Consider the following 23,868-nt stretch of genomic DNA (forward strand, 5'->3'; position numbering starts at 1 on the left):
GGTCTCCGCCCGAGTGCCCACCCGGGCCCGCCCGCCCACCGTCACCCCCCGCTGGCCAAGCGCGTCGGCCCCCGGCCCGCACTTGCCGAGGGCGGGGGACGGGGGCTCTCGCACCCCGGACCACGGCCCTCGTGTGAACGACCGCTGCCGTGCTCGCCTACGGACGCAGCGTCCGCTGCCGCTCGACGTCCCGCTTGTCCAGCTTGGCGTCGAACTTCGCCAGCGGCTTCGCCGCCGCCGGGTTCTCCCGCACCGCGGTCGGTGCGACGTCCGCCCAGTCGAGGATGCGGGCCGTGGCCAGCGCCTTCTCCTTCTCGACCAGACCGGCGACGTTCGCGCCGTGGTTCATGCCGGGCGCGGTGAACACGTACGCGTCACGCGCCTTCTTGCCGACGCGGAACCGCTCGGCGCCCCACGGGTCGTTCTCGCCGTACACGAACAGCATGTGCCGGGCGTTGTGCCGGACCCAGGTGTCGACGTCCCGCATGGCCGACGGCTCGAACTTCATGGGAATGGAGCGCGGCACGAAGTTGCGCGGCGGCTGGTAGCCGTAGCGGATGTACTTCTTCTCGATGTGCGGGAAGTCGATGGTCGGCGCGCCAAGCTGCGTACCGGCCTGGTAATAGTACGGCGTGTACGGGGTCAGGCCCTGGTCCGTGTAGGCCGAGAAGCCGGAGATCGTGTCGACGGAGGTCCAGATCGCGTCGTCGGTGGCGTTCTTGGCGTCGGCCGGGATGTCCGCGCAGTCGGCGAGGGTGCTGTACTGCCAGAAGCCCCAGACGTAGTCCAGGACGACCGCCTCGTAGGCGCGGTCCAGGCTGCCGATGGTGTCGAACGTGTAGCCGTTCTCGGCGGCGTACGCGGCGTACTTCTTCTCCAGCGGGGTCCGGCGCACCAGCGCCTCGCGCTGCACGCCGTTCAGCCTGTCGCGGCACTCCTTGGTGCCGACGGTGCGGAAGAAGCGGTCGTAGGCCGAATCCTCCTTGTTCACCACGTCGTTGGGGGCGACGTAGGCGACGACGCCGTCCATGTCCTTGGGGTAGAAGCGCTCGTAGTAGGTGGCGGTCATGCCGCCCTTCGAACCGCCCGTGGAGATCCAGTTCTCGCTGTAGATCTTCTTCAGTGCCGTGAAGATGCGGTGCTGGTCGCTGGCCGCCTGCCAGATGTCCAGCTTCGACCAGTCGGCCGGCTCGGGCCGGGACGGCGTGAAGAAGCGGTACTCCATGGAGACCTGGTTGCCGTCCACGATCTGCGTCGGCTCGGCGCGCCGCGGCGTCGTGGAGACGCTGTAGCCGCCGGTGTAGAACACGGTCGGCCGCGCGGTGTCCTTGTGCAGCACGGTGATCCGCTGCTGGAACGTCCCCTTGGAGGGCCTGCGGTGGTCGACGGGCTGGGTGTAGTTGAGGACGAAGAAGCGGTACCCGGTGTACGGCTTCTCCTCGATCAGGCTCATGCCCGGGATCGAGAGCAGTCTCTCCTTGATGTCAGTGGTGCCGGTGGCCTCCGGCCCGGCGGCGGTGGCCGCCCCGGCCGAACTCACTGTGCCTATGAGCACCGTGAGCGCCAGCAGCCATCTGAGCGCCTTGCGCATGCGCACTCCCCTGTGAGACAGATGTGCGCCGGAAGCTACTCGACCAACTCCCCGCCACGCCAGGGGACATAGGGAAAACCCTGTGTGAGGGGAGGGGTTCGAGGGTCGATAGTGTGGCGAAGCCCGCCTCGCGTATGCGGTCCGGGTCGAAGTGGTCACCTCGGCGGCGTTCCTCGTGGCAGCTCCGTCAGGTGGCCCTCCGCGACGAGGCTCACGTGGCCGCCCACTCTGACCCCGTGGCGATCTGGGGCGATGTCGTAGGTGCCGATGATCATCGAACTGGGGCGGCCCAGGTGGCGGCCCTGACGCAGTGTCACGGTCTCCTCGGCGGCGAGCCGCTCGTGCCGGCGCAGATAGGCGGCGACGCAGCCGGCCGCGCTGCCCGTGGCGACGTCTTCCAGGATGCCGTCGTTGTTCCAGTGTCGGCCTTCGAGCTCGTCGGCGTCGAGCAGATAGGCGAACTGCGCGCCCACCTGATGGAGGGGCTCCGTCAGATCGAAGCGGATGCGGGCCCTGTCCAGTACCCCCGGCCGCACGGGGACGATGAGATAGCGGAGCCCCGTCGACACCACCTGCGGCGGCAGGTCGGGGTGCAGGTCCCGCGGTTCCAGATCGAACCACGAGGCCAGTCCCTCGATGTCCGGCTGCCCCAGGAACGACGCCGCCCCCTGGTCCAGGACGCCCTCGTACGACCTGCCGTACTGGCGCACCCTCACCCGCACCGTGCGGGCCTTCAGCTCCAGCGTCCAGTCCGCCGGGCGGCCCATGCCGGCGAGGCGGTGCAGCACGGCGGCAGCGCCGATCACCGGGTGGCCCGCGAAGTCGAGTTCCTCGGACAGATCGAAGACGCGCGCCCGGATACGGGGACCGGCGCCCGCGTCCGACGGGAAGAGGAAGACCGACTCGAAGTGGTGCAGTTCCTGGGTGATGCGGAGCATCTGATCGGGGTCGAGGCCGGTGGCGTCGGGGAAGACGGCGAGGCCGTTGCCGCCGTAGGGGACGTCGCTGAAGACGTTGACGTGGAGGAATCGCATGCTCGGCCGGACCTTCGGGGGGATGGGGAGAGGGAGGGGCGGGTGCGCCTGACGGCCATCCTGGGCGTCGTAGGTGCCGCTTCAGCGGTAGTTCAGCTCGGCGAGTTCCGTGGCGAGCTTGGTCCGGAACGGGGTGTGGCCGAGCACCCGCAGGGCGGTGTTGCGGACACCGCGGGCGGCGGGGTGGTGCGTGGTGGCCAGGCGCGTCATACGGTCGGCGAGCGCGACCACCTGTTCGGCGACGGGCCGGCGGGTGGCCTCGTACGCGTCGAGGGTTCCCGAGGCCAGGGCCCGGCCGAGGGCGTAGCCGTCCTGGATGCCCGTGTTCATACCCTGGCCTCCGGCCGGGCTGTGCACGTGCGCCGCGTCGCCGGCCAGGAAGAGCCGGCCCGCCCGGTAGGAGTCGGCGACCCGGTGGTGGATCCGGAAGCGGGAGGACCAGTGGACCTCGTGGGCGGTGGCCTGCCCGGGGACGCGCTCGTCCAGCATCCGCTGCAGGAAGGCCAGGTCGGCGGTGTGGGGGGCGTCGTCCACGGTGGCGACGATGCGGTAGCGGTCACCGGGCAGCGGGGCGACGACGATCAGACCCGCGCTGTGGAAGTTCAGGGACACCTCGCGCGGGCCCGGCGCCCAGCGCATGTCCACGTCGGCGAGGACGAAGGACTCGGCGTAGGCGCTTCCGGTGAAGCCGATGCCGGCCGCTTCGCGCACCATGCTGTGCATGCCGTCCGCACCGACGGCGTAGTCGGCCCGTACGGTTTCCCCGCTCGTCATCGTGACGGTGACCCCGGAGTCGTCCTGGACCACGGACGCCGCCTCGTAGGGCCGGGAGGTGTCGGCGCCCAGCGCCCGCAGCCGGGTGAGCAGGACGTCCTCGGTCTCGTTCTGCGGGATCATCAGCGTGTACGGGTGCGGCGTGGGCAGGCCGTCGAACGGGATCGTCATCAGGGCGCGGGCGCGTGCGCCGTCGCGGACGGAGAAGCGGGTGAGCTTGATCCCGCGGCGCAGCAGTTCGGCCGAGGCGCCGAGTTCGTCGAGGACCTCGAGGGTGCGGGCGTGCACCACCGCGGCACGGGAGGTGTTCGCCCCTTCCGCCTGCCGGTCCACCAGGACGAAATCGACGCCGGCCTGGGCGAGGGTGATCGCCAGCGCCAGCCCGGTGGGTCCGGCGCCGATGATCGCGACGCGGGTGCGGGAGGGGAGTGCGGGCTGGTTCATGAGAGTCTCCTGCTCCGTCGAGGATGCCAACGCTTGTTGGCCATCGCCTGTTGCCATGGTGTGCCCTGGCGGCGGCAAAGTCAACAGGTGTTGGCCTACGGGTGTTGGCTTGCTGGATCGAGGCCCGCCGACCCGCCCTCGCCGAACGCCGAACGCCGAACGCCGAACGCCGAACGCCGAACGCCGAACGCCGGCCCGGTCAGGCGCCGGGCCGGCGTAAGAAGGTGCTCCCCGTGTCAGTCCCGCGCGGCGCGAAGCGGTTCGCCGACGCTCCTGAGGTGGCGCAGCGCCTCCCGGTGCGAGTCGATCAGACCGGTCTGGTGGTACGGGATGCCCAGCTCGGCGCAGTACCGCTCGGTGATGGCCTGGGCGCGGCCGAGGGCCGGGGTGGGCATGCTCGGGAACAGGTGGTGCTCGATCTGGTAGTTCAGCCCGCCCATGAAGGCGTCGACCAGGGCGCCGCCGCGGACGTTGCGTGAGGTGAGGACCTGGCGGCGCAGGAAGTCCAGCCGGGTGCCCTCCTCGATCATCGGCATCCCTTTGTGGTTCGGTGCGAACACCGACCCGAGGTAGATGCCGAACAGCCCCTGGTGGACGGCGATGAACACCAGCGCCTTGCCCGGCGAAAGGACGGAGAACAGGGCACCGAAATACAGCCCGAAATGCAGCACGAGCAGCGTTCCCTCGAGCGCGGGACGTTTCACCGAACGGCTTCCCAGAGCCGGGAAACTGTTGAAGCTGAGATTCAGCCCTTCCAGGGTCAGCAGGGGAAAGAACAGCGCCGCCTGATGCTTGCCGACGAAACGCGGGAGGCCCTTCGCCTTACGGGCCTGGCGACGCGACCAGACGAGGATGTCCGGTGACACGTCGGGATCCTTGCCCTCGTGGTTGGGATTCGCGTGGTGCCGGGTGTGCTTGTTCATCCACCACCCGTAGCTCATGCCGAGCAGCAGGTCGGCGACCAGGAGGCCGCCCACCTCGCTGGGCCGCCGGCGGGAGAACACCTGCCGGTGGGCGAGATCGTGGGCGGCCAGCCCGAGCTGGCCGAAGACCACGGCCAGGGCGACCGCCACGAGCATTTGCCCCCAGCTGTCTCCCAGCGTGAAAAAGGCGACGATCGACCAGGCGAGAGCAAGTGCCACCGCACCAAAACGCACCGTGTAATACAGCGGACGACGCCGGAGGAGACCGGCCGCGGTGATCCGGCGGGACAATTCGGAGTAGTCGCTTCCATCGCGCCGTTCGTCTTGTCCGCGTTGCGCGGGCGGGCCTGCCGGAAGAACCGTGGGATACGTCATGACGGCAAGTATCTGAACCGTGCACCGGCCGCGGAATGGCGGCCGCCCCCCAGGCGGGGGAGGGGCTAGCACCAGCATGAGGGTGTGGAAACCCCGGGGTCGCTTCCTCGCCCCTGGCTTCAGGTGAGGGCGGTGACCAGCAGGGTGAAGGCGGCGATGATGACGGCGACACGGACGTAGTGGTAGCGGTCCCAGCGGTTCATCTGCTCCTTCCAGTCCTCCGGGCGGTTCTCGGGCGTCCATGTCTTGCCGCGGTTGTTGATCGGGACGAGCAGCAGGACCGACATGACGATGCTGACGACGAGCAGCGCGCCGGCGACGACGAGGAGGGCGGTGCCGTCCTCGTTCCATGCGACCGCGGCCCACAGTGCCGTGAGCAGCAGGGAGCCGATGTACCAGAACGGCATGAGCGCGCCGAGCATCCGGCCGCCGTGGGCGCGGGCGAGCTGGTCGCTGTCCTCGGGCAGGGCGCTGAAGATCCGGTTCATGACGAAGGCGACCGCGAACTCCACCCCGACCATCAGTCCGACGATCACGGTGGTGACGACTTCCAGGACATCGAGCATGACGACCCCTCCTTGTGCCTAGCGTTGCTAGCTGACGGGTCAACGCTAACTCTGCTCACGCTCGATTGTCTAGCGGTGCTAGGATCGCACCATGTCGGTCAAGGAACGCAAGGAACGCGAGCGGGCACAGCGCGAGCGCCTCATCGTCGCCACGGCCCGGGAACTCGCCGAGGAGCAGGGTTGGGACGCGGTCACCACCCGCCGGCTCGCCGAGCGCATCGAGTACAGCCAGCCCGTGCTCTACAGCCACTTCCGCGGCAAGCGCGAGATCATCGGCGCGGTCGCCCGGGAGGGGGCCGCCGAGATGGCCGTGGCGGTGCGGGCCGCCGTTGCCGGCCTGGACGGCCCGCGTGAGCGGGTCGCCGCGCTCGCCCGCGCCTACCTGGACTTCGCCGAACGCAACCCGGCCGTCTACGACGCCTTGTTCGACCTCGACGGCGGCCTCGCGTTCGCCCAGGAGGACACCCCGGGAGAACTCAAGGACGCCTTCGCCGCCCTGCTGGAGACCTTGGGCGAGGTGGCCGGTGACGGTGTCCACCCGGGGCTGTTCACGGAGACGTTCTGGGCGTCCCTGCACGGACTCGCCACCCTGACCCGGGCGCGACGCCTCCCCCCTGAGGACACCGAACGCAGGATCGAGCTGCTGGTGGACCGCCTCGCGGTGATCTGAGCGCCAGCCCGCCAGCCCGGCTGACCGGCTGACCGGCCGACGGGCAGACCGGCCGACCGGGCGCCGGCGCGGTTCAGCTCTGCCGGGAATGCACGGGACTGTTCGCGACCTCCTCCGGACACTTCCGGTGCGGGGCCCGCGCGCGCCGGTCGCGTACCCAGTCGGACGTGGCCAGGGCCAGCGAGGCCAGCATGCCGACGATGCCGGTGCCCAGGGCGACGACGAGGGCGTTCTGGTAGTCGTCGCCGTCGCCGAGCACCATGTAGAACAGGCCGGGCAGGGCGGCGGTACCCACCGCGGCGCCGAGTCGCTGCCCCGTCTGCAGCGCTCCTCCGGCCGCGCCGGCCATGTGCACGGGCACGTCCCGCAGCGTCATCGTGATGTTCGGCGACACCACGAACCCTCCTGCGATGCCACCGAGGAACAGCACGGGCGCGGCGAGCCAGGGCGCGATATCGAGGGGCGCGAACCGCAGCAGCAGCGCCGCCCCGCCGAGTCCGCAGATCACCCCCGCGAGCCCGCACACGGTCAGCAGCCGGCCGAACCGGTCCACCAACCGCCCCGCGATCACCGCGGCCCCGGCCGAGCCGAGCGCGAACGGGGTCACGGCGAGCCCGGACTCCAAGGGCGAGAAGTGCCGCCCGTCCTGGTAGAACAGCGCGAAGACGAGCCAGACGCCGCTGAACCCGATGAAGTACAGCGTGCCGACACCGGCGCCCACGGCGTAGCCGCGCACCGTCGTGAACAGCCGCGGATCGAGCAGCGGCCTGGTCCCTCTGGCGACGAGACGGTACTGCCAGCGCACGAACACAACGAGGATCGCGGCGCCGACGAGGAACAGCCACCACAGGCGGCCCAGCCCGCCGGCCTCCGCCTGGACCAGCGGATACATGAGGGCCAGGACACCCAGCCCCAGGAGCAGTACCCCGGGCAGATCCACGTGCCCCCGCCCGGAACGCCGGGTCCGGGGCAGCAGACGCCGCCCGAGGAGGACGGCGAGGATGCCGATGGGGACGTTGACGTAGAAGATCCATCGCCATCCCTGCGGGCCGTCCGCCAGCGCGAGGATCGTCCCGCCGATCAGCGGGCCGGACGCGGACGAGATACCGACGGTCGCCCCGAAGTAGCCGAAGGCACGCCCGCGTTCGGCGCCGCGGAACATCTGCTGGATGAGCGCGGAGTTCTGGGGCGCCATGAATCCGGCCGCCAGCCCCTGGGCGAGACGGGCCACCACCAGGAGCGTGATGTCGGGCGCGGCACCGCAGGCCGCGCTGAAGAGGACGAAGCCGCACAACGCCGTCAGGAAGATACGGCGCCGGTCCAGGGCGTCGCCGAGCCGTCCGGCGGTGACCAGGGCGAGGGCGAACGTGAGGGTGTATCCCGACACCACCCATTGCACCTGCGCGGGGGAGGCGCCCAGGTCGCGCTGCACGGTGGGCAGGGCCACCGCCACGATCGTGACGTCCAGCAGGCTCATGAAGCCCGCCACCAGGGTGACCCACAGCGCCCGCCACCGGCGTGGGTCCGGCTGCTGCCCGTCCGTCCGGCCACCGGAGTCCCGGTCGCCCGCCTCTGACGCCGACGCTGTCACATGGAGTCCTCTCGCACCGCCCGGCCGAACAGGTCCCCGGTTCCCCGGACGTACGGCGTGCACACCCGCCCGCCTGCAAATGGGCCACGCGGCGAACGCCCGCGCATTCAGCGGGGCGGGGGATAGATCAGCGAGCCGTCGACGACCTGGGCGTGAGGACTCAGCGTCGCCGGTGCGGTCGACGTGGCCGACATGATGTGCACGACCTCCACACCGGCGACGATCAGCGCGTCCGTGATCAGCCGCCGATGACACCGCCACGGCACCGCCTCGCTGCACATGATCGCGGGCCGCTCGTGCGCCGCCAGCTCCAGCAGCTCGCCGAGCCCTTCGGCGAACGCGGGCGTGCTCATGTGGTCGGCGTAGTCACGGAAGGCCTTGACCCGCCAGGCTCCGTTCGGACTCGGCACCCCCGCCGGCGTGTGCCGGCGCCCGCCCAGCTCACGGATCCACCGATAGCCGATGTCCGGCGGCAGGGCCTCGACGACGGCGGCCTGGTTCCACTGCGGATGCTTCCGGGACGAGGGGAACGACCGGACGTCGACCAGACACGTGACGCCGTTGCCGCGCAGCATGCCGACGACGTCGTCGAAGCCGCGGGTCGAGTGCCCGATCGTGTACACGCGGTCCGTCATCGCCCTGCCTCGCCACCCAAGCCGCTCCGGGGAAACCCCTGCTCCCTACAGCTTCGTCAGGGCGCCCCCCTTGTGCATGGCGACATGACCGGTCTTGTCGCTCTTGATCTCGTACTGCGGATCCTCTTCCGAGCAGCGCCGGGTGTGCCCCTTGTACTCCACGTCGCGCGTGTGCTTTTTGACGATGACGCCTTCGACATGTCCCGCCTCGGAGTTCCACCGCACCCGCTGACCGACGTGGAACTGGGCAGCCATCGTGATCTCCCTTCTCCCGGCGCGGCACCCGCTCCGTGCCCCGACCCACTCCCGGCCGGGCTCAGCCGCGTCACGCGGCGCCGGGTGCCCCGGGCCACGGCGTCCAACCGTGGGAAAAACCGGTGTCCGTCGTCCGTTCCCCGGTGATAGACAGCCGGTGTGATCATGACACTCGAGTTCTCCGACCTGCGGCGCCTGATCGACGAACGGTCCACCGCCTTCCGGGCCGTGGTCGCTTCCGCGCCCAGCCTCGACGTGCGGGTGCCCACCTGCCCGGAGTGGACGCTGTTCGATCTGGTGCAGCACCTGGGCGGCGGCGACCGCTTCTGGGCCGCCGTCGTCGCCGCCGGGCCCGCCGACGCGCCACCGGCCGAGGCCGTCGCCGCGCGCGCCGCCCTGGAGGCGCCGCGAGAGCGTGAGACGCTGCTGGCCTGGCTGGCCGAGTCGACACGGATGCTGCTGAACGCGCTGGGGGATGCGGGCCCGGAACGCGGTTGCTGGACGTGGTGGGGGGCGTCGCAGTCGCCGCGGACCGCTGGGGGCGTCGCCCGGCACCGGGTCCAGGAGACCACGGTGCACACCTACGACGTCCAGGTCGCCCTGGGTGTCCCGAAGCCGCTGCCGGACGAGGTGACGCTCGACGGCGTCGACGAGTTCCTGTCCACCTGCGTCGCGACACCGGCCGCCTGGCCGCACAAGCCCACCACGATCGACTTCCACGCGACCGAGGGCCTCTCCTGGCGCCTCACGCTCGACGGAGACGGGGCGCGAGCCACCCGCCTGCCCGCCGACGCCACGGAGGCCGCCCCCGGCCTCTCCGTCACGGGAACGGCCAGTGAACTGATCCTCTCCCTCTACGACCGCATCCCGGCCGCCTCCCTCCAACTCGCCGGAGACGCGGGCCTGCTGGACCTGCTCCGCGCCTGGGAGCCGGAGGAGTAGAGCGCGAGGGAACACACCGCCTGCCGCGCGGCGCAAGCCGGCGCTGATCCGTAGGCTTGGACGTCATGGAGACAACGGCGTCCTTCGTCCACCATCTCGGGCTGTTCGCCTCGGACTTCGAGGCCGGCGAACGGTTCTACACCGCCGTGCTGGACGTGCTGGGGATCGCCGTCGGCCACCGGGCCGACGGCGTCGCCGAGTACTGGAGTCCGGAGCACGACACGCCGTCGTTGTCCCTGGAACGGGCGGAGAACGAAGCTGCCGTCACCAGGGGAGCGCACATCGCGTTCACGGCGGCCACCCGGGACGCGGTGGACGCCTTCCACGCGGCCGCGCTGGCGGCCGGAGGCACCTCCCGGCACGCGCCCCGCTCGTGGAGCGAGTACCGCGCCTACTGCGCGTTCGTCAGCGACCCGGACGGCAACAACATCGAAGCCGTCCACAAGGAGACCTCCTGACGCTCCAGCGCACACGTCAGGGGTGCAGCTTCTCGCCCTTCGCCAGCATCGCCACGAACTTCTCGATCCGGCGGGCCCGGGTCTCCGGCCTCTTGGCGTCCTGGACGCGGTACAGGATCGCGTAGCGGTTCTGCCGGTCCAGGGTCTCGAAGAACTCCGCCGCGGCCGGTTCGGCGGCCAGGGCCGCGACGAGGTCGTCCGGCACCGTGGCGGTCCTGGGGCTGTCGTACGCCGCGTCCCAACGGCCGTCCGCCTTGGCCCGGTCCACCTCGGCCTGCCCCGCCGGCTGCATCCTGCCCTGCTCGATCAGGGCGGTCGCCTTCTCCCGGTTGACCTTGGACCACCTGCTGCGCGCCGTGCGCGGCGTGAACCGCTGGAGCCACCACTGGTCGTCGAGCCCGGCCTTCTGCCCGTCGATCCAGCCGTAGCAGAGGGCCACGTCGAGCGCCTGCGCGTAGTCCAGCGCGACGACTCCGGGGCTCTTCTTCCGCAGCTTGAGCCAGATGCCGGGCGATACGGCGTGGTTCTCCCCGAGCCACGCCTGGAACGCCTCAGCGGATTCGAACGCGACGATCTCCAATTCCTGAGTCACCCCAGCAGCGAACCACACCGGACTGACAGTCACGAAGCAGTTCCTGGATCCACGACAGCGACCGGCATGCGCCGACCGGGTGGGTGTCAGTGCCGTGCGACAGCCTCCGGGGCTCCATCAGGAGCCGAACGTCTGGATGCAGCACTGTTGATCCCAGGCGGCTAGTCGTCCTGGTCGTTCCGAAGACTGCGAAGACGCATCTGCTCACGCTTGGAGTAGGCGGCCGCCCGGATCGCCTCGTCACTCTCCAGACCTGATCCCAGCGCACCGCCCACCGTGGCGACCGAAGCGACGAACCAGGACAGCGTCCAGTACTCGGCGGCATGAAGCGGGGTTCGGGTCATGGCGGAGAACACCCGGTCGTTGATGATGAAAAGCGCCCACAGAAGGTTGATGACCAGCAATCCCAGATAGCAGACGAGCACGCCGATCCCCACGGTCAGGACCGTCGAGGCGTTGTACAAGGCTGCCCTCTTCCGCGCCTCCGGCGACATCTCCGCTGTTCGATGCCACAGGTGTGCGTCCACGATCAGCCAGCCGATCATGAGTGCGACGGACCCGACCATGGCGAACACCAGACGCGGCGTGCTCAGGGCCGCGGCCAGGCTCCAGACGGTGGCGTTCACGGTGGCGATCGCTCCCGTGGCCAGCGCGGCCGCCAGGGCCTTGGACAAGCCGGGCACCAGGCGCCACGGCCGGTTGGCCCGGACCATGCCGGCGAGCAGCCTCAGGTAGCCGCGCGGCCCGCTGGTGATGATCCGGAGATCGGCGGTCTCGTCCTCGTCCACGGTGTCCGGACTGATCGGCGCGGCAAGATCGTCGAGGAGTCGCTCCCGCGCTGCACCTCCCTGTTCCCCCTCGGCCTCGGCGGTCCGCGCCAGCGCCAGGCTGAGCACGGCCTCCTCCACGGCCCTCTGCGCCCGCTTCTGCAGCCGCCAGCCCCCCAGCGAGGGAAGGGACAGCAACGCCAGGCCGTGTTCGTGGCTCAGATCCACGACGAGTTTGCGTCCGTGCGAGTGCAGCAGAAGGTCGGTGAGGGCTATGACGATGTCCCAGTTCTCCGTGCCGGCACGTTCCATGACCCGCTGCATCACGATGGGTGGGTCCTCGGTCCCCGCGGCGATCGGCTCACTGACCACCTCGACTTCGAACCGTCGCCCCTTGCCCGCCTTTCGGGCGAGCCGATCGGGAAGTCTCCGGGCCATACGCTGAGCGATCTCCGTCGGCGCGTCCGGATCGGCCAGGAGAGCCACGACGGTGACGTCCTGCGACGACTTCGGCATGGCTGGACCCTTCTCGTCTGCTGCCCCCGCGATCGCAAGTCTCCACAGGATGCCCCCCGAACCATGTCGTCGCCACGTGAAGGTCGGTCGGGCCCGACAGCTCATGCGTCTGCGCGCTCCGTCGGCGCCGGCTGGACGACAGAGGGCTGGGAGCCGCCCCGGCCACGGGCGGGAGAGCATCCATCGTCTCCGGGCGATCGACGAGGAGCTGGAGCTCAAGCCGATCCTCGAACAGCTCGCCATCCAGCCCGCCCTCGACCGCACGCCCGACGACGACACCGAGGCGGCCTATCCGGGATCACCGGCGGACTCGGCCTCGCCCTCGCGCGGATCCGGGTGGGGAAACCAACGGCGGGTGGCTGGTGGTCATCCAGCGGCCGCGGCCCGCGGTTCGACCACGCAGCGATCGATCCTGTCCACGGCCCCCGCGGTGGTGACGCGTACCCGGTAGGTGGTCGTCTCCTTCGCGGGCACCGACACCCCGTCCCTGGTCTCGACCATCTTGAAGCCCTGGGCGTCCAGGAAGGCGATCTTCACCGTGAAGACGCCGTCGCGCCGGTTCGGATTCGTGATCTTCACGGTGGCGCGCGGGTCCGACGGGCTCGCGCAGCTCACGAGAACCGCCGATCCGTCCTTCAGCGGCTCCGGCGACGGCTCCGTGGCCTCGGTGGAAGGGGAGGAGGGCGGCTGCGAGGCGGGCGTACTGGCGCTGCTGTCGGCGCTCGGCTCCGTCGTCGCCGTGGCCTTGCCCGGCGAGGCGGTGCTGGAGGTGCGCGCGGTGTGACTTCCCTCGGCGCATCCCGCCGACAGAATTGAAAGGCTCACGACGATCGTCGCCGACACCGCGATGGACCTGGGCCGCTGCCCCCTCATGTACATGCCGTCACCCTACCTGCGGATATCCCTCACACCTTCCGCAGGTGGATGCACCGGCAGCACGCCGCCGACCGGTGGGACCTCGCACCGGTCGGCGGCGTGTGTCAACGGGTCGGTTCAAGGGCTCAGCACTCACCCCTCCATACGACCCGCGTGATGGTGAGCCCCGCCTCGGCGTTCGCCTTGTACCGGCCCGGGCCCGGGTTGTAGTGGAAGCAGTCCGTCGACGGCTGACCGCCGAGATACGACGTCACGTCGACGTGGTCGGCGCCCGGGTAGGCGACCCCGTTGTTGAAGATGGAGCCGACGGCCAGGTTCCCGGACCAGTTGCCGGCGACCTTGAGGACGAGCCGGCCGGACTGGTTGGCGCCGCTGTAGGCGCAGAAGTAGCCCTTCCCGCACCCGGCGGGATTGGGCTCGGCCGACGCCGACGGGGCGACGGCGAGAACCCCGGCCAAGGCGGCCGCCACGGCTCCGGCGCCCAGTGCGGTGAGTCGCTTTCCGGTCAGCACGGTGAGTCCCCTTTCCGTCAGCACTCGCCGCGCCAAACGACCTTGACGACACGGGTGCCCGGCACCGCGTTCGCCTTGTAGGCGCCCGGACCGGGGTTGTAGTGCAGGCACGCGGTTTCGGTTCCGCCGTCGACGGTGTACGTCACGTCGACGTGGTCCGCACCCGGGAAACGCACCCCGTTGTTGAACGCGGAGCGGAAGGCCACGCTTCCGCTCCAGTTTCCCCTGATTTTCAGCACGAGTTGACCGGTCTGGTTCTCCCCGCTGTAGGCGCAGAAGTATTCCTTCCCGCAGCCCGGTGGATCGGCCTCGGCCGCCGCGCCGGGCGCGTTGACCAGCACGGTGGCGAAAGCGGCGGCAGCCGCCGCCCCGATGGCAGCACGTGTGCGCATGTGGTGCTTCCCCCTTGAACGACAGTGCGACAAGCATGGTCGCGTACGCCCTTCAGGCTGCCGGTCGGTGCCGGCCACGGCCAGGTGATTCGGCGGCTGCCGAAAAAGCCTGCTGGTATGCCCGGACAGGGGTGCGCAGAGGACCGGTTGGCGTGAAAGGTGATATCGCGGTCACCGGCGCCACGGGACCATTGCTTCTGTCCCGTGCTGATTTTTCCAGTTGAACACGCGACTGACTGTGATGGAATTCCGTGCTCCGAGTCCATTTCACGCGAGAAGATCTGCTCCGCACCCGAGTCGCCGACGCGCCCGACCCTTTGTGGGAACTCGTACTGAGCGTAAACCTTTTGGCAACACGTCAGGGACGGGCCGTATTCGACCTATGGCGTGCGGACGCCCGTACCGCGCTGCGCCGGCTGCCCCGCCACCACCTGCACCTCGTCCGGGCGCTCGCTCCGCCCCGGGGCAGCTTCCCCGACTTCCTCAACCCCCCGGAGGCCTCGGAAGGGCTGACGGAAGGCATCGAGGCCGTTCTGTCGACGCCACGCCGACGGCTGGGCCAGGAGATGTCCGTGCTCGCCAGGCCACCGAGATGGCTGCGCCCGCTGGCCGACGGTGAGCCCGCGGCGCTGGAGTTCCTCGGCAAGGCACTCCACGGCTACTTCCACGCGGCCCTCGCCCCGCACTGGTCCGCCGTCCGGGCACAGGTCGAGGCCGACCGGGCGGTCCGCGCACGGGACTTGCTGCGCGGAGGCGTCGACGCCCTGCTGTCAGGTCTGGGGCCCTCGATACGCTGGCGTCCACCGGTGCTGGAGACGACGTACCCGTTCGACCGCGATCTGCGCCTCGACGGCAGAGGGCTGCTCCTGGTGCCGTCCGTGTTCTGCTGGCAGGCGCCGATCACCTTGACCGACCCGGCCCTGCCGCCCGTGCTGGTCTACCCGGTGGCCCGCTCGTACCGCTGGTGGCCGCCTCAGCAGCCGGGCACGGAGCCCCGCACGCTCGCCAGGCTGCTCGGCCACGGCAGGGCCGTCGTCCTGCGGGCGCTGGAGGACGGATGTACGACGAGCGAGGTGGCCCGGCGGGTGGGGGTGACGCCCGCGACGGCCAGCGAACACGTCGGAATCCTGCGGGAAGCCGGACTGGCCGCCTCCGTCCGCGACCGCAACACCGTGCTGCACGTCCTCACCCCGCTGGGGGCCAGTCTCCTGACGGCGAACGGCTGCGGCCGGCAGTGAGCGCCGCGCCGTGGGTGTCGGGCACGTCAGGCGAGGCCGCCCAGGAAGTCGAGCAGCACGGTGTGCAGGACGCCGGGCTGTTCGAGGTGCAGGTCGTGGTGGGTGCCGGGAACGCACAGGGCTCGGGTGGCGGGCCGCCGCCGCAGCATCTCCTCGGCCTCCCGCTCCGGGAGGAAACTGGACTGCGCCAGCACGAGCAGAGTCGGGCACATGACCCGCTCCCACTCGGACCAGAAGGACCGCTGGGCGTTCTCCGCCAGCGAGCCGACCATGACGTCCCGGTCGAAGCGGGGCCACCACCCGTCCTCGCGTTCCTCGAGCCCGGCCGCCCAGCCCGCGCCGACCGGCCCGCCCCCGAGGAACGCGACCGCCGCCTCGCGCGACGGGAACGGCGTCGGCCATGAGTCGAGCCACGAGCCGATGGTCGCGGGGGTGTCCGGACTCGGACCGCCGGCACCGGACTCCACGAGCACGAGCCCACGGACCAGTTCGGGGTGTGCGGCGGCGGTGAGCATGGCCGTGTGCCCGCCCAGCGACTGGCCCACCAGCCGGGCCGCTCCAGCGCCAGCCGCTCGACGACGGCGGCGACATCGGCGACGTAGGCCGCGCGCGACACGTCCCGCGGGTGGCGTTCGCCGGCGCCGTGCCCGCGCTGGTCGACCGCGACGACCCGGAACCGGGGACTCAGGCGCTGCGCCAGCGCGTCCCATTCCCCGGCATGGCCTGCCAAGCCGTGCAGCAGCACCACCGGCTGTCCGGACCCGCCCCAGTCCCGGCACACGAGCCGGACGCCGTCCCGCTCCACTGCCCGTTCCGACCATGCCACCCCGGCCCCCATCCCCAGACGATCGGCTGACCCGGACCTGATCCGATCATGCCGCAGCCCGCTCGGACGCCCGCGCCGGGGGGGCGACCGTGCGACCCCGCTGCGCTGCGGGCCGCGCGCACGCCGGCGGGATTCCCTGTCGGCCCCCTGGGTACTCCCGCAACCATCACTGTCCACCGACACCGGAGAGTCATGACAGGCACGACGGAGAACGACCGGCCGAACCGCTACTGCAAGGCGTGCGGCACGCCCGCCGGCGAAGGTGAGCTGTGCGCCCACTGCGGCGCCGTCCTGGACCTGCCCGACAAGGCGGGACTGGTCGAGGACCAGGGCGCCGGGGTCCGACGGGGCCTCGCCGATGAGACGCACACGTAGAAGAGGCACCCCGAGAGGCACCCCGCCGCCCCGGACGGAGGCGGGCGTGAAGCCCGTGTGAGCAGTGCGTCGATGGGTAGCCGGTGCGCGTGACGAAATCCCCCATCGCCGTCCTCGATGTCGACGGCACGCTGATCGACTCCAACTACCACCACGCGCTCGCGTGGTACCGGGCCCTGCGCTCGGTGGGCGAGATCTGGCCGGTGTGGAAGCTGCACCGCCTGATCGGCATGGGAGGGGACCAGCTGGTCACCGCCCTGGGAGGCGAGGACCTGGAGCGCCGGGTGGGCGACCGGGCCCGGGAGCAGCAGGGACGTGAGGTCGACGCGCTGCTCGACGAGATGGCGCCGCTGCCGGGCGCCCGTGACCTGCTCCTGGCCATCAAGGAACGCGGTCACCGGCTGGTGCTCGCCAGCTCCGGCAAGGAGCGGCACGTGGACGCCTTCCTCGACAAGCTGGACGCCCGCGACATCGCCGACGACTGGACCAGCAGCGCCGACGCCGAAGCCTCCAAGCCCGCGCCGGACCTGCTGCACGTGGCTCTCGAGAAGCTGGGTGCGCCGTCCGACGCGTCGAGTGTGATGATCGGCGACTCGGTGTGGGACGTCGAGGCGGCGAAGCGGGCGGGGATGCCGGCGATCGTGGTCCGCTCCGGCGGCTTCGGGGACGACGAGCTGCGGAACGCGGGCGCCATCGCCCTGTACGACACCCCCGGTGACCTGGCGAAGGCACTGGACGACACGCCCCTCGCCTGAGGCGGGCCGACGCCGGGAATCCGTCACCGCCGACGGATGCACACTGGACCACCATGAGCAGCCACCCGCACCCGGCCTTGCCCGACGTCGTCGCCGAGCGCCTGGACGTCGTCTTCGTCGGGATCAACCCGGGGCTGGCGTCGGCGCTGCGGGGACACAGCTTCTCGACGCCCGGCAACAGGATGTGGCCGGCCCTGCACCGCTCGGGTTTCACACCGCACCGGTTCCGGCCCGAGGAGGAACGCGACCTGCTGGGGCTCGGTCTGGGCATCACGAGCATCGTGCGCAGGCCGACGGCCCGGGCGGCGGAGCTCACGCCGGACGAGTTCCGGCAGGGCGGCGAGGACCTGGTCCGGCGTATGAACACCCTGCGCCCCTCATGGCTCGCGTTCCTGGGGGTCACCGGGTACCGGGCGGCCTTCGGGGCGCGCGACGCGGGCGTGGGTGCCCAGGCGGCGTCCATCGGGGGTGCGCGCGTGTGGGTGCTGCCGAACCCCAGTGGGCTCAACGCGCACTACCCGCCGTCCGCGCTCGCCGTGGAGTTCGCCAAGCTCCGCGTCGCCACCGGTCTGCCCGACCGCTCGGGCCTGACCGGCGACGGCCCCTTCGAGCAACGGCCCACCTGACCTGAGGGCCCGCGCCGATCGACGGCCCGACGCTCGGTTCGTGCCCGGGGACCCTCGCATCCGGACACGATCGCCGACCCGGTCCCGCCCGAACCTAGGGTCCGGATCATGGATCTCTCCCTGAAGGCCCCTCCCTCCCCGCCTCCCACGCCCGGTCGCTCGGCGCGTCCGCTCCTCGGCCCCTCCTGGTTCGCGGCGGTCATGGGCACGGGCATCGTCGCCAACGCGGCGGTGAGCCTGCCATGGATCGTTCCCGGACTGCGCACGGCCGCCACGGTGATCTGGGTCGGCGCCGGGTGTCTTCTGCTCGTCCTGGCCGCGCGCTACCTCCGGCAGGGGGTGATCCGTGCCCACGCCGCCGACCCCGTGACGGCGCAGTTCTTCGGCGCACCGCCCATGGCGCTCCTCACGGTCGGCGCCGGCGCCCTTCTGCTGGGCGAAGACGTCATCGGGCCGGACGCGGCGGTGGCCATGGACTGGGCCCTGTGGCTGACCGGGGCCGCACTGGGCCTGGCCACGGCGTGCACGGTGCCGTACCTGATGGTCACGCGGCACCGCTTCTCCCCGGAGGCGGCGTTCGGAGGCTGGCTGATGCCGGTCGTGCCGCCGATGGTCGCCGCGGCGACGGGCGCGTTCCTGGTGCCGCACGCGCCGGCCGGGCAGGCGCGGCTCACCCTGATCCTGGGCTGCTACGCGATGCTGGGACTCGGCCTGGTCGCGACGCTGCTGATCCTGGCCATGATCTACAGCCGCCTCGTCCACCACGACGTGCCCTCAGGGGCCACGGTGCCGACCGTGTGGATCGGCCTGGGCGCGCTGGCACAGTCCGTGACCGCACTCGGCGCCCTGGCCTCGGTGGCGCCCTCCGCCCTTCCGGCGCCCTATGCGCGCGGGACCGAGGTGCTGGCGCTGCTGGGCGGCATCGCGGTGTGGGGCTTCGCCATGCTGTGGCTGGCCCTCGCCGTGGGCCTGACGGTACGGACGATCCGGGCGGGACTGCCGTTCGCGCCCACCTGGTGGTCGTTCATCTTCCCGATGGGCGCCTGCGTGACGGCCACCGCCACCCTCGCCGCGCGCACCGGGTCCACGCCGCTCAGCTGGACGACGATGGCGCTCTACATGGTGCTGGTTCTGTCCTGGGCGGTGGTGGCGGGCCGCTCCCTGCTGCACGCTCTGCACTCGTCGTCCGGAAGCGGGAGCGGAAGGCGCCCGGTGTGACGCCCAGCTGCCGTACGAACGCGCGGCGCAGGGACTCCGCCGACCCGAACCCCGTGCGGCGTGCCACGACCGCCATGCAGTCGTCACCGGTCTCGAGGAGCACCTGGGCGGCTTCCACCCGGACGCGCTCGACGTAGCGGGCCGGCGTCGTGTCCGCCTCCTCGCGGAAGAGCCGTGCCAGATGGCGGACGCTGACTCCGGCCCGGCGCGCCATGGCCGGCAGGGTGTGGTCGGCGCCCGGGTCCGCCACCACCGCGTCGAGGATCCCGCGCAGCACGCCATGGGGCGCGGAAGGAAGAGGGGAGCGGACGCTGAACTGGGACTGTCCTCCAGGCCGTTGCATGAAGACGACCAGGTCTTTGGCGACCGCCCGTGCCACTTCACCGCCGTAGTGCTCCTCCACGAGCGCCAGGGACAGATCGATCCCGGCGCTCACACCGGCCGAGGTCATCATCCTGCCGTCCCGTACGAAGAGGGCGTCCGGTTGGACCCGCACGGACGGGAAACGCCGGGCCAGACGGCGTGCGAAGCGCCAATGCGTCGTGGCGCGGCGGCCGTTGAGGAGTCCGGCAGCGGCCAGCAGGAAGGCCCCCGAGCAGACGGAGGCCGTACGCTCAGCGGCCCCGCTCAGACGGCGGACCGCGTCCAGCAGGGCGCCGTCCTCGACCAGAGTCTCCCACTGCGGGCCTCCTGGAACCACCAGCACGTCGCAGGGGCCACGGACCTCGTCGACGCGCCCGTCCACACTGATGCGGGTGCCGGCCGAGGTGGTCACGTCCGTCCCCTCCAGGGCCACGATCCGCACGTGGTAGTGCGCCCCGAAGTCGTTGGCCGAGGTGAACACCTCGACAGGACCGGTCACGTCGAGGAGCCGGACGCCGGGAAAGACGAGCAGCGTGACGGACACCGGGTCCGTCCGGCGACGGGGACGGGTGCCGTTCACCAGGTGCCTCCGGTCGGAGCGGGCGGGCACCACGGACGGTCCAGGGGCACGACGCGCGCGCCCGGTGCCTCGCCGCCCCCCAGGCTCGTCCGCGGCCCGGGGACGCGCCACGACCTGCTCGCTCCCTGCTGGGAGGCGCAGGCTCTCAAGGGATCGGCAGGGGACGGGTGGGTCAGTCACCGGCGCTGCGGCCGCCGTCGACGGGCAGCGTCACACCGGTCACGAAGGACGCCGTCTCGAGATACGTGACGGCCTCGACGACGTCCCTCACCTCGCCCATCCGTCGGAGCGGATGCCTCAGCGCGAGGTCCGCGTCGTCATCACCCTCGTGCATGGGTGTGCTGATGATGCCCAGCGCGACCGCGTTGCTGCGGATGCCGTGCGCCGCGAACTCGATGGCGAGTGACCGGCCGGCAGCCTGGAGGCCACCCTTGGTCAGGGAGGCGAGGACCGAGGGCTCGGTGGAGCGGGGGTGGTCGACCAGGCTGGTGGTGATCTGGACGATGTGTCCACCGCCCTGCCGGAGCATCTGCTCGACGGCGAGCTGGGTGATCCGGAAGAAGCCGGTCAGGTTGACGCCGACGATCGCCTCGTAGTCCTCCTGGGAGTACTCCGTGAACGGTTTGCCTATGAACAGGCCGGCGTTGTTCACCAGGGTGTCGACGCGGCCGAACCGTTCCATCGCGGCGGCACAGACGTGTTCGGCCGTGGCCGGGTCCGCGATGTCGCCCCGGACGGTGAGTACGTCCGCGTCGTCGGAGGGATCGATGGAACGGGAGGTCGCGACGACCCGGTGCCCGAGCGCGCGAAAGGCGTCGACCAGGCCCGCCCCGATGCCCTGCGACGCACCGGTGATCACAGCGACCTTGGCGTCAGGAGAATGCATGACCGGCTGCCTCGCTCTCGATCACCCCCTCGATTCGGTCGCACCCCGCTCACTGGGAGGTCGGACGCGCCCTCTCCATACTGACGCCGGACCGCGGAGCGCGCGCCCCGACGGGCGTCCGTACCCGGCCGCGGTCAGGCCCCGCAGTCCTTCCCGGCGTCGCACTGCCAGCCGGAGAAGCCGCCCTCACGGGGGTTGTCGATGTCATGGTCGAACTGCAGGAAGCCCCACGCCACCCAGGCGATGAAGACGACGCACAGCGCGAGGAAGGCCCACAGGGCCACCTTCCTCACACGGCCGGTCCTCGCGTCGTCCCGGGCGGTGCTGGGAGCCGTGGCGTCCTGCTTCGGCCGCGGCGGTCCGGCGGGGGAGTGGCGGCCGTTCATCAGCGCGCCGTCATCTCGTCGGACGAGCCGGAGACGTCGAAGTCTCTGACGCGCAGCGAGAACCACGGGTTGCCCAGGCGCTGAAGTCCGTTGTCAGTGGCGTGTGTCAGAGTCTGGGCATGCTCGAGATCACGGTGGAGACGGAGAACTGGGAGCGGCACGTACGCGTGTCGGCGGATGAGCTGGACGGACTGGTCCGGCGCATCGGTGATGAGGGTGACCGGTTCCTGATCATCCAGCGGATACCCGACCTGCCCGACGTCTTCGCCCAGGTCTGGCACCGATCCGGCGGCGCCTACACGGTGGAGCATCGCGACGGCTCCGGCGACCGGCACTTCCAGGCTTCGACGGACACGGCCGAGGCGGTCGGCGCGGTACTGACCGGCTGGGCGCGCCGGACGGCCGGGTGGGACGAGGACCTGACGTGGTCGCGGCTGGACATGGGACCGGTGAAGGAAGTCCCGCCGCTCGACCTGACCGACGACGAGCGCGGGGAGTTGGAGCAGCGCGTGCGCGAGGTGCTGGCCGGCGGCTATGCCACGCGGGCCGAACTGGCCGAGCTCGCCGAGGACTACCTGGTCACCGCCGACCGCCGCCCCGTCTCGCACGAGCAGGCGATCGCGTTGGCCGACCGGCTGTGGCTGGAGCGCGTCGCGGAACAGGCCACATGGAAGGGCGAGACCGACCCCGAACGGCTCAGCCGTGCCTTCACAGCGCTGCAAGAGGTCGGTGTCACCGCCCGCGAGAACTTCTCCTGCTGCCGCAACTGCGGCGAGTCCGAGATCGGAGCCGAGGGCGGACCCGACGCCCGCGGCTACGTGTTCTTCCACTCGCAGTCCACGGATTCCGCCGCGTCCGGTCACGGACTGGCGCTGTACTACGGCGGCTTCGACGGCTCGTCCAGGACCACGGCGGCGATAGGAGCCGAGGTCGTGGCCGCCCTCGAAGCGGTGGGCCTCCCCACGGAATGGGACGGCGACCCTGGCCGCGCCATCACCGTCACGCCGCTGGATTGGCGTCGTCGGCTGGTCGGATAGCTGCCGGTGCCGTCACCGGAGTGCGGTACCGCACCCGCTGCCGCTGCCTCGACGCAGGTGACAAACCCGGCGACGTCGGCGATCGGCTCCGGGATACTGGGCGCCCATGGATGAGGTCGAAGTCGTCGTGGCCCATTCCGAACGGGCGACGTTGCGGGTCGGCGAGGTGTTCCTGAAGGTGGACGCCGATCCGGCGCGTCTCGACGCCGAGGTCGAGGCGATGTCCCTCGCGCCGGTGCCGACGCCGGAGGTCCTGTGGCGTGAGCCGCCCGTGCTCGCGACGGCCGCGGTCCGGGGGACGACGCTCGGGCGCCTTGGCGGCCCGTCGACCGGGTCACCGGCGGCCTGGGCTGCTGCGGGCGCCGCCATCCGGCAGCTGCACGAGGCACCCCTGCCACCTCGGCCGGGCCGGGCCGGACGGAGCATCGCCGCCTTGTCGGCGGAGCTCGACGCCGAGTGCGAACTACTCGTGGCGAACGGCGTCCTGCCCGCCGACCTGGTCACTCGCAACCGCCACGTCGCCGAGGCCGCACTGCGCCCGTGGGCCCCGGCCTTCACGCACGGCGACCTGCAGATCGCGCATGTCTTCGTCGAGGGCGACGAGGTCACGGGCATCATCGACTGGTCCGAGGCGGGCCGGGGCGATGCCCTGTACGACCTCGCCACCTTCACACTCGGACACGAGGAGCACCTGGACGACGTCCTCACCGGCTACGGCACCGACGTCGATCGGGACGTGATCCGAGCGTGGTGGTCGTTGCGGAGCCTGCTGGCGGTGCGCTGGCTGACCGAGCACGGCTTCGACGCGGCGGCGCCGGGCTGCGAGATCGACGTGCTCAGGGCGAGGATGTGAGATCGCCGAGCCGATACCGGCAGGCCGACCGTCGGCGCCGTAGTAGCCAAAGCGGCAGGTGACTCATCAACTTCCACGCATTCCCCACGCGCTTCGGAAGCGGGTTCAGGGCGAGGCAGGACCGCCGTCGGTGGCGAGGCGTTGGCGTTGGTAGTGACGCGCCGCGCGGGCGCGGTTCCCGCAGGACGGCTTGCACCACTCCTGGCGTCCGTGGCTCTTGACGAAGTAGCGCACGCAGCGGGGCGCGGAACAGGCCCGCAGGCGAGTGCGCTGCGGCCCGCTCAGGAAGTCGACGGCGGCGCGGGCCAGCGCCGCCAGCAGGCGCACCGCCGGATCACCCTCGGCGGACACCAGACGCACCACGGGATCACCGTCGGACGGCCAGTCCATCTGCGGGACGACCGCTTCGCGAGCGGCGACGGTGTTGACGTAGGCCAAGGCCCGTTCGGCCGGCATCACTTGCCCGGCGTCCGCCGTACTGGGCGGAGCGGGACCGACCGCACGGGCGAAGAGGGCCCGGATCGCCTTCCGTACTTCGACGATCCCCCTCCTGAGATCGTCGTCGGCTGCCAACTCCCCAACCGCGACATGGTCGGCCAGCAGGTCGGCCTGCGCCTCCAGCCAGCGGTCCACCCCTCGTACCGTGGCGAGGTCGTCGGTGACACCGCCGTCCCCGTCGTGGCGGATCGTGCTCACCAGTTCCAGCGCCAGCCAGCGCTCCATGAGCACCTCCTCCCTCCGATCGCCGACCACTTGATCACACTGTCCGGCACACTCTAGGGTCTCTAACGGAAAAGGCGAGAGTTTCCGTT

The 23,868-nt window shown here is 71.1% G+C and carries 28 protein-coding genes and 2 pseudogenes; 12 read left to right on the top strand and 18 right to left on the bottom strand.

Annotation, left to right across the window (positions count from 1 at the left end):
- Window positions 1-157: 157 nt before the first annotated feature.
- From ACFV46_RS11940 to ACFV46_RS11960, 5 genes are all read right to left on the bottom strand, one after another.
- On the bottom strand, window positions 158-1,591 hold the full coding sequence (locus tag ACFV46_RS11940; RefSeq protein WP_385497933.1) for a S28 family serine protease: 1,434 nt from the start codon (window positions 1,589-1,591) through the stop codon (window positions 158-160).
- Window positions 1,592-1,746: 155 nt separating this feature from the next.
- Window positions 1,747-2,625 carry a PhzF family phenazine biosynthesis protein gene (locus ACFV46_RS11945; RefSeq protein ID WP_385497934.1) on the bottom strand — a complete coding sequence of 293 codons (879 nt, stop codon included), beginning with the start codon at window positions 2,623-2,625 and terminating at the stop codon, window positions 1,747-1,749.
- 81 nt (window positions 2,626-2,706) lie between these two features.
- Window positions 2,707-3,843 (bottom strand): FAD-dependent oxidoreductase, encoded by a 1,137-nt coding sequence (locus ACFV46_RS11950; RefSeq protein WP_385497935.1) that lies wholly within the window; start codon window positions 3,841-3,843, stop codon window positions 2,707-2,709.
- A gap of 236 nt (window positions 3,844-4,079) precedes the next feature.
- Window positions 4,080-5,141 carry a fatty acid desaturase family protein gene (locus ACFV46_RS11955; RefSeq protein WP_385497936.1) on the bottom strand — a complete coding sequence of 354 codons (1,062 nt, stop codon included), beginning with the start codon at window positions 5,139-5,141 and terminating at the stop codon, window positions 4,080-4,082.
- Between the two features lie 119 nt (window positions 5,142-5,260).
- Window positions 5,261-5,707: an anthrone oxygenase family protein gene (locus ACFV46_RS11960; RefSeq protein ID WP_385497937.1), complete on the bottom strand. Its 447-nt coding sequence runs from the start codon at window positions 5,705-5,707 to the stop codon at window positions 5,261-5,263.
- Between the two features lie 91 nt (window positions 5,708-5,798).
- Between ACFV46_RS11960 and ACFV46_RS11965 the strand changes: the two genes are divergently transcribed.
- Window positions 5,799-6,377, top strand: a complete 579-nt coding sequence (locus ACFV46_RS11965) for a TetR/AcrR family transcriptional regulator (RefSeq protein WP_385497938.1) — start codon at window positions 5,799-5,801, stop codon at window positions 6,375-6,377.
- Window positions 6,378-6,450: 73 nt separating this feature from the next.
- On the opposite strand, the gene ACFV46_RS11970 is transcribed toward ACFV46_RS11965, so the two are convergent.
- From ACFV46_RS11970 to ACFV46_RS11980, 3 genes are all read right to left on the bottom strand, one after another.
- Complete coding sequence (locus ACFV46_RS11970) at window positions 6,451-7,968, bottom strand: MFS transporter (RefSeq protein WP_385497939.1); 1,518 nt, start codon at window positions 7,966-7,968, stop codon at window positions 6,451-6,453.
- 107 nt (window positions 7,969-8,075) lie between these two features.
- Entirely contained in the window at window positions 8,076-8,603 is a 528-nt protein-coding gene (locus ACFV46_RS11975) for a DUF488 family protein (RefSeq protein WP_376728283.1), read from the bottom strand.
- Window positions 8,604-8,648: 45 nt separating this feature from the next.
- Window positions 8,649-8,858, bottom strand: a complete 210-nt coding sequence (locus tag ACFV46_RS11980; protein WP_385497940.1) for a DUF2945 domain-containing protein — start codon at window positions 8,856-8,858, stop codon at window positions 8,649-8,651.
- Between the two features lie 165 nt (window positions 8,859-9,023).
- On the opposite strand from ACFV46_RS11980, the gene ACFV46_RS11985 reads away from it, so the two are divergent.
- Both ACFV46_RS11985 and ACFV46_RS11990 read left to right on the top strand, forming a co-directional pair.
- The gene (locus ACFV46_RS11985; protein ID WP_385498038.1) at window positions 9,024-9,800 is read left to right on the top strand and encodes a maleylpyruvate isomerase family mycothiol-dependent enzyme; all 777 of its coding nucleotides are present in this window, start codon (window positions 9,024-9,026) and stop codon (window positions 9,798-9,800) included.
- 65 nt (window positions 9,801-9,865) lie between these two features.
- Window positions 9,866-10,258 (top strand): VOC family protein, encoded by a 393-nt coding sequence (locus ACFV46_RS11990; RefSeq protein WP_385497941.1) that lies wholly within the window; start codon window positions 9,866-9,868, stop codon window positions 10,256-10,258.
- A 16-nt stretch (window positions 10,259-10,274) separates the two neighbouring features.
- Here the strand turns inward: ACFV46_RS11990 and ACFV46_RS11995 are convergent, their stop codons facing one another.
- Both ACFV46_RS11995 and ACFV46_RS12000 read right to left on the bottom strand, forming a co-directional pair.
- Window positions 10,275-10,868 (bottom strand): YdeI family protein, encoded by a 594-nt coding sequence (locus ACFV46_RS11995; protein ID WP_385498039.1) that lies wholly within the window; start codon window positions 10,866-10,868, stop codon window positions 10,275-10,277.
- A 143-nt stretch (window positions 10,869-11,011) separates the two neighbouring features.
- Window positions 11,012-12,133, bottom strand: a complete 1,122-nt coding sequence (locus tag ACFV46_RS12000; protein ID WP_385497942.1) for a hypothetical protein — start codon at window positions 12,131-12,133, stop codon at window positions 11,012-11,014.
- 103 nt (window positions 12,134-12,236) lie between these two features.
- On the opposite strand from ACFV46_RS12000, the gene ACFV46_RS12005 reads away from it, so the two are divergent.
- On the top strand, window positions 12,237-12,584 hold the full coding sequence (locus ACFV46_RS12005) for a DUF1931 family protein (protein WP_385498040.1): 348 nt from the start codon (window positions 12,237-12,239) through the stop codon (window positions 12,582-12,584).
- Here ACFV46_RS12005 and ACFV46_RS12010 read toward each other — a convergent pair.
- Entirely contained in the window at window positions 12,500-12,712 is a 213-nt protein-coding gene (locus ACFV46_RS12010) for a hypothetical protein (RefSeq protein ID WP_385498044.1), read from the bottom strand. The two genes, ACFV46_RS12005 and ACFV46_RS12010, sit on opposite strands and share 85 nt — an antisense overlap.
- A 1-nt stretch (window position 12,713) precedes the next feature.
- Here ACFV46_RS12010 and ACFV46_RS12015 point away from each other — a divergent pair, with 1 nt between their 5' ends.
- Window positions 12,714-12,917: a hypothetical protein gene (locus ACFV46_RS12015; protein ID WP_376728383.1), complete on the top strand. Its 204-nt coding sequence runs from the start codon at window positions 12,714-12,716 to the stop codon at window positions 12,915-12,917.
- A 217-nt stretch (window positions 12,918-13,134) separates the two neighbouring features.
- Here the strand turns inward: ACFV46_RS12015 and ACFV46_RS12020 are convergent, their stop codons facing one another.
- Both ACFV46_RS12020 and ACFV46_RS12025 read right to left on the bottom strand, forming a co-directional pair.
- Window positions 13,135-13,521: a peptidase inhibitor family I36 protein gene (locus tag ACFV46_RS12020; RefSeq protein WP_361932677.1), complete on the bottom strand. Its 387-nt coding sequence runs from the start codon at window positions 13,519-13,521 to the stop codon at window positions 13,135-13,137.
- A gap of 17 nt (window positions 13,522-13,538) precedes the next feature.
- Window positions 13,539-13,913, bottom strand: a complete 375-nt coding sequence (locus ACFV46_RS12025; protein WP_385497943.1) for a hypothetical protein — start codon at window positions 13,911-13,913, stop codon at window positions 13,539-13,541.
- Window positions 13,914-14,260: 347 nt separating this feature from the next.
- Here ACFV46_RS12025 and ACFV46_RS12030 point away from each other — a divergent pair, with 347 nt between their 5' ends.
- Window positions 14,261-15,151 carry a winged helix-turn-helix domain-containing protein gene (locus ACFV46_RS12030; protein ID WP_385497944.1) on the top strand — a complete coding sequence of 297 codons (891 nt, stop codon included), beginning with the start codon at window positions 14,261-14,263 and terminating at the stop codon, window positions 15,149-15,151.
- Between the two features lie 26 nt (window positions 15,152-15,177).
- Here ACFV46_RS12030 and ACFV46_RS12035 read toward each other — a convergent pair.
- A pseudogene (locus ACFV46_RS12035) lies at window positions 15,178-15,989 on the bottom strand (alpha/beta fold hydrolase).
- Between the two features lie 180 nt (window positions 15,990-16,169).
- Between ACFV46_RS12035 and ACFV46_RS12040 the strand changes: the two are divergent.
- The 4 genes and pseudogenes from ACFV46_RS12040 to ACFV46_RS12055 all read left to right on the top strand — a co-directional run.
- A complete protein-coding gene (locus ACFV46_RS12040; protein ID WP_385497945.1) occupies window positions 16,170-16,352 on the top strand; it encodes a hypothetical protein in 183 nt (60 codons plus the stop codon).
- 89 nt (window positions 16,353-16,441) lie between these two features.
- Window positions 16,442-17,107: an HAD family hydrolase gene (locus ACFV46_RS12045; protein WP_376728276.1), complete on the top strand. Its 666-nt coding sequence runs from the start codon at window positions 16,442-16,444 to the stop codon at window positions 17,105-17,107.
- Between the two features lie 53 nt (window positions 17,108-17,160).
- Complete coding sequence (mug, locus tag ACFV46_RS12050) at window positions 17,161-17,733, top strand: G/U mismatch-specific DNA glycosylase (RefSeq protein WP_385497946.1); 573 nt, start codon at window positions 17,161-17,163, stop codon at window positions 17,731-17,733.
- Window positions 17,734-17,934: 201 nt separating this feature from the next.
- Window positions 17,935-18,831 (top strand): annotated as a pseudogene (locus ACFV46_RS12055) (TDT family transporter); the annotation flags it as partial.
- On the opposite strand, the gene ACFV46_RS12060 reads toward ACFV46_RS12055, so the two are convergent.
- The 3 genes from ACFV46_RS12060 to ACFV46_RS12070 form a co-directional block, all read right to left on the bottom strand.
- The gene (locus tag ACFV46_RS12060) at window positions 18,827-19,894 is read right to left on the bottom strand and encodes a GlxA family transcriptional regulator (RefSeq protein WP_385497947.1); all 1,068 of its coding nucleotides are present in this window, start codon (window positions 19,892-19,894) and stop codon (window positions 18,827-18,829) included. The pseudogene ACFV46_RS12055 and the gene ACFV46_RS12060 sit on opposite strands and share 5 nt — an antisense overlap.
- Before the next feature lie 172 nt (window positions 19,895-20,066).
- Window positions 20,067-20,780: an SDR family NAD(P)-dependent oxidoreductase gene (locus ACFV46_RS12065; protein ID WP_385497948.1), complete on the bottom strand. Its 714-nt coding sequence runs from the start codon at window positions 20,778-20,780 to the stop codon at window positions 20,067-20,069.
- Window positions 20,781-20,914: 134 nt separating this feature from the next.
- The gene (locus ACFV46_RS12070; protein WP_376728272.1) at window positions 20,915-21,073 is read right to left on the bottom strand and encodes a hypothetical protein; all 159 of its coding nucleotides are present in this window, start codon (window positions 21,071-21,073) and stop codon (window positions 20,915-20,917) included.
- Between the two features lie 212 nt (window positions 21,074-21,285).
- Between ACFV46_RS12070 and ACFV46_RS12075 the strand changes: the two genes are divergently transcribed.
- Both ACFV46_RS12075 and ACFV46_RS12080 read left to right on the top strand, forming a co-directional pair.
- Window positions 21,286-22,203 (top strand): DUF6891 domain-containing protein, encoded by a 918-nt coding sequence (locus tag ACFV46_RS12075; protein WP_385497949.1) that lies wholly within the window; start codon window positions 21,286-21,288, stop codon window positions 22,201-22,203.
- Between the two features lie 106 nt (window positions 22,204-22,309).
- Window positions 22,310-23,056 carry a phosphotransferase family protein gene (locus ACFV46_RS12080; RefSeq protein ID WP_385497950.1) on the top strand — a complete coding sequence of 249 codons (747 nt, stop codon included), beginning with the start codon at window positions 22,310-22,312 and terminating at the stop codon, window positions 23,054-23,056.
- Between the two features lie 105 nt (window positions 23,057-23,161).
- Here ACFV46_RS12080 and ACFV46_RS12085 read toward each other — a convergent pair whose 3' ends face one another.
- Window positions 23,162-23,779 carry a CGNR zinc finger domain-containing protein gene (locus ACFV46_RS12085; protein WP_385497951.1) on the bottom strand — a complete coding sequence of 206 codons (618 nt, stop codon included), beginning with the start codon at window positions 23,777-23,779 and terminating at the stop codon, window positions 23,162-23,164.
- Between the last annotated feature and the right edge of the window lie 89 nt (window positions 23,780-23,868).

The sequence above is a fragment of the Streptomyces sp. NPDC059852 genome (assembly GCF_042731455.1).
Taxonomy (GTDB): domain Bacteria; phylum Actinomycetota; class Actinomycetes; order Streptomycetales; family Streptomycetaceae; genus Streptomyces.

Excerpts from the sequence above, each read along its gene's own strand:
- ACFV46_RS11940 (WP_385497933.1), bottom strand. The coding sequence starts at position 1,591 with ATGCGCAAGGCGCTCAGATGGCTGCTGGCGCTCACGGTGCTCATAGGC.
- ACFV46_RS11945 (WP_385497934.1), bottom strand. The coding sequence starts at position 2,625 with ATGCGATTCCTCCACGTCAACGTCTTCAGCGACGTCCCCTACGGCGGC.
- ACFV46_RS11950 (WP_385497935.1), bottom strand. The coding sequence starts at position 3,843 with ATGAACCAGCCCGCACTCCCCTCCCGCACCCGCGTCGCGATCATCGGC.
- ACFV46_RS11955 (WP_385497936.1), bottom strand. The coding sequence starts at position 5,141 with ATGACGTATCCCACGGTTCTTCCGGCAGGCCCGCCCGCGCAACGCGGA.
- ACFV46_RS11960 (WP_385497937.1), bottom strand. The coding sequence starts at position 5,707 with ATGCTCGATGTCCTGGAAGTCGTCACCACCGTGATCGTCGGACTGATG.
- ACFV46_RS11965 (WP_385497938.1), top strand. The coding sequence starts at position 5,799 with ATGTCGGTCAAGGAACGCAAGGAACGCGAGCGGGCACAGCGCGAGCGC.
- ACFV46_RS11975 (WP_376728283.1), bottom strand. The coding sequence starts at position 8,603 with ATGACGGACCGCGTGTACACGATCGGGCACTCGACCCGCGGCTTCGAC.
- ACFV46_RS11980 (WP_385497940.1), bottom strand. The coding sequence starts at position 8,858 with ATGGCTGCCCAGTTCCACGTCGGTCAGCGGGTGCGGTGGAACTCCGAG.
- ACFV46_RS11985 (WP_385498038.1), top strand. The coding sequence starts at position 9,024 with ATGACACTCGAGTTCTCCGACCTGCGGCGCCTGATCGACGAACGGTCC.
- ACFV46_RS11990 (WP_385497941.1), top strand. The coding sequence starts at position 9,866 with ATGGAGACAACGGCGTCCTTCGTCCACCATCTCGGGCTGTTCGCCTCG.
- ACFV46_RS12000 (WP_385497942.1), bottom strand. The coding sequence starts at position 12,133 with ATGCCGAAGTCGTCGCAGGACGTCACCGTCGTGGCTCTCCTGGCCGAT.
- ACFV46_RS12005 (WP_385498040.1), top strand. The coding sequence starts at position 12,237 with ATGCGTCTGCGCGCTCCGTCGGCGCCGGCTGGACGACAGAGGGCTGGG.
- ACFV46_RS12025 (WP_385497943.1), bottom strand. The coding sequence starts at position 13,913 with ATGCGCACACGTGCTGCCATCGGGGCGGCGGCTGCCGCCGCTTTCGCC.
- ACFV46_RS12040 (WP_385497945.1), top strand. The coding sequence starts at position 16,170 with ATGACAGGCACGACGGAGAACGACCGGCCGAACCGCTACTGCAAGGCG.
- mug (WP_385497946.1), top strand. The coding sequence starts at position 17,161 with ATGAGCAGCCACCCGCACCCGGCCTTGCCCGACGTCGTCGCCGAGCGC.
- ACFV46_RS12065 (WP_385497948.1), bottom strand. The coding sequence starts at position 20,780 with ATGCATTCTCCTGACGCCAAGGTCGCTGTGATCACCGGTGCGTCGCAG.
- ACFV46_RS12075 (WP_385497949.1), top strand. The coding sequence starts at position 21,286 with ATGCTCGAGATCACGGTGGAGACGGAGAACTGGGAGCGGCACGTACGC.
- ACFV46_RS12080 (WP_385497950.1), top strand. The coding sequence starts at position 22,310 with ATGGATGAGGTCGAAGTCGTCGTGGCCCATTCCGAACGGGCGACGTTG.
- ACFV46_RS12085 (WP_385497951.1), bottom strand. The coding sequence starts at position 23,779 with ATGGAGCGCTGGCTGGCGCTGGAACTGGTGAGCACGATCCGCCACGAC.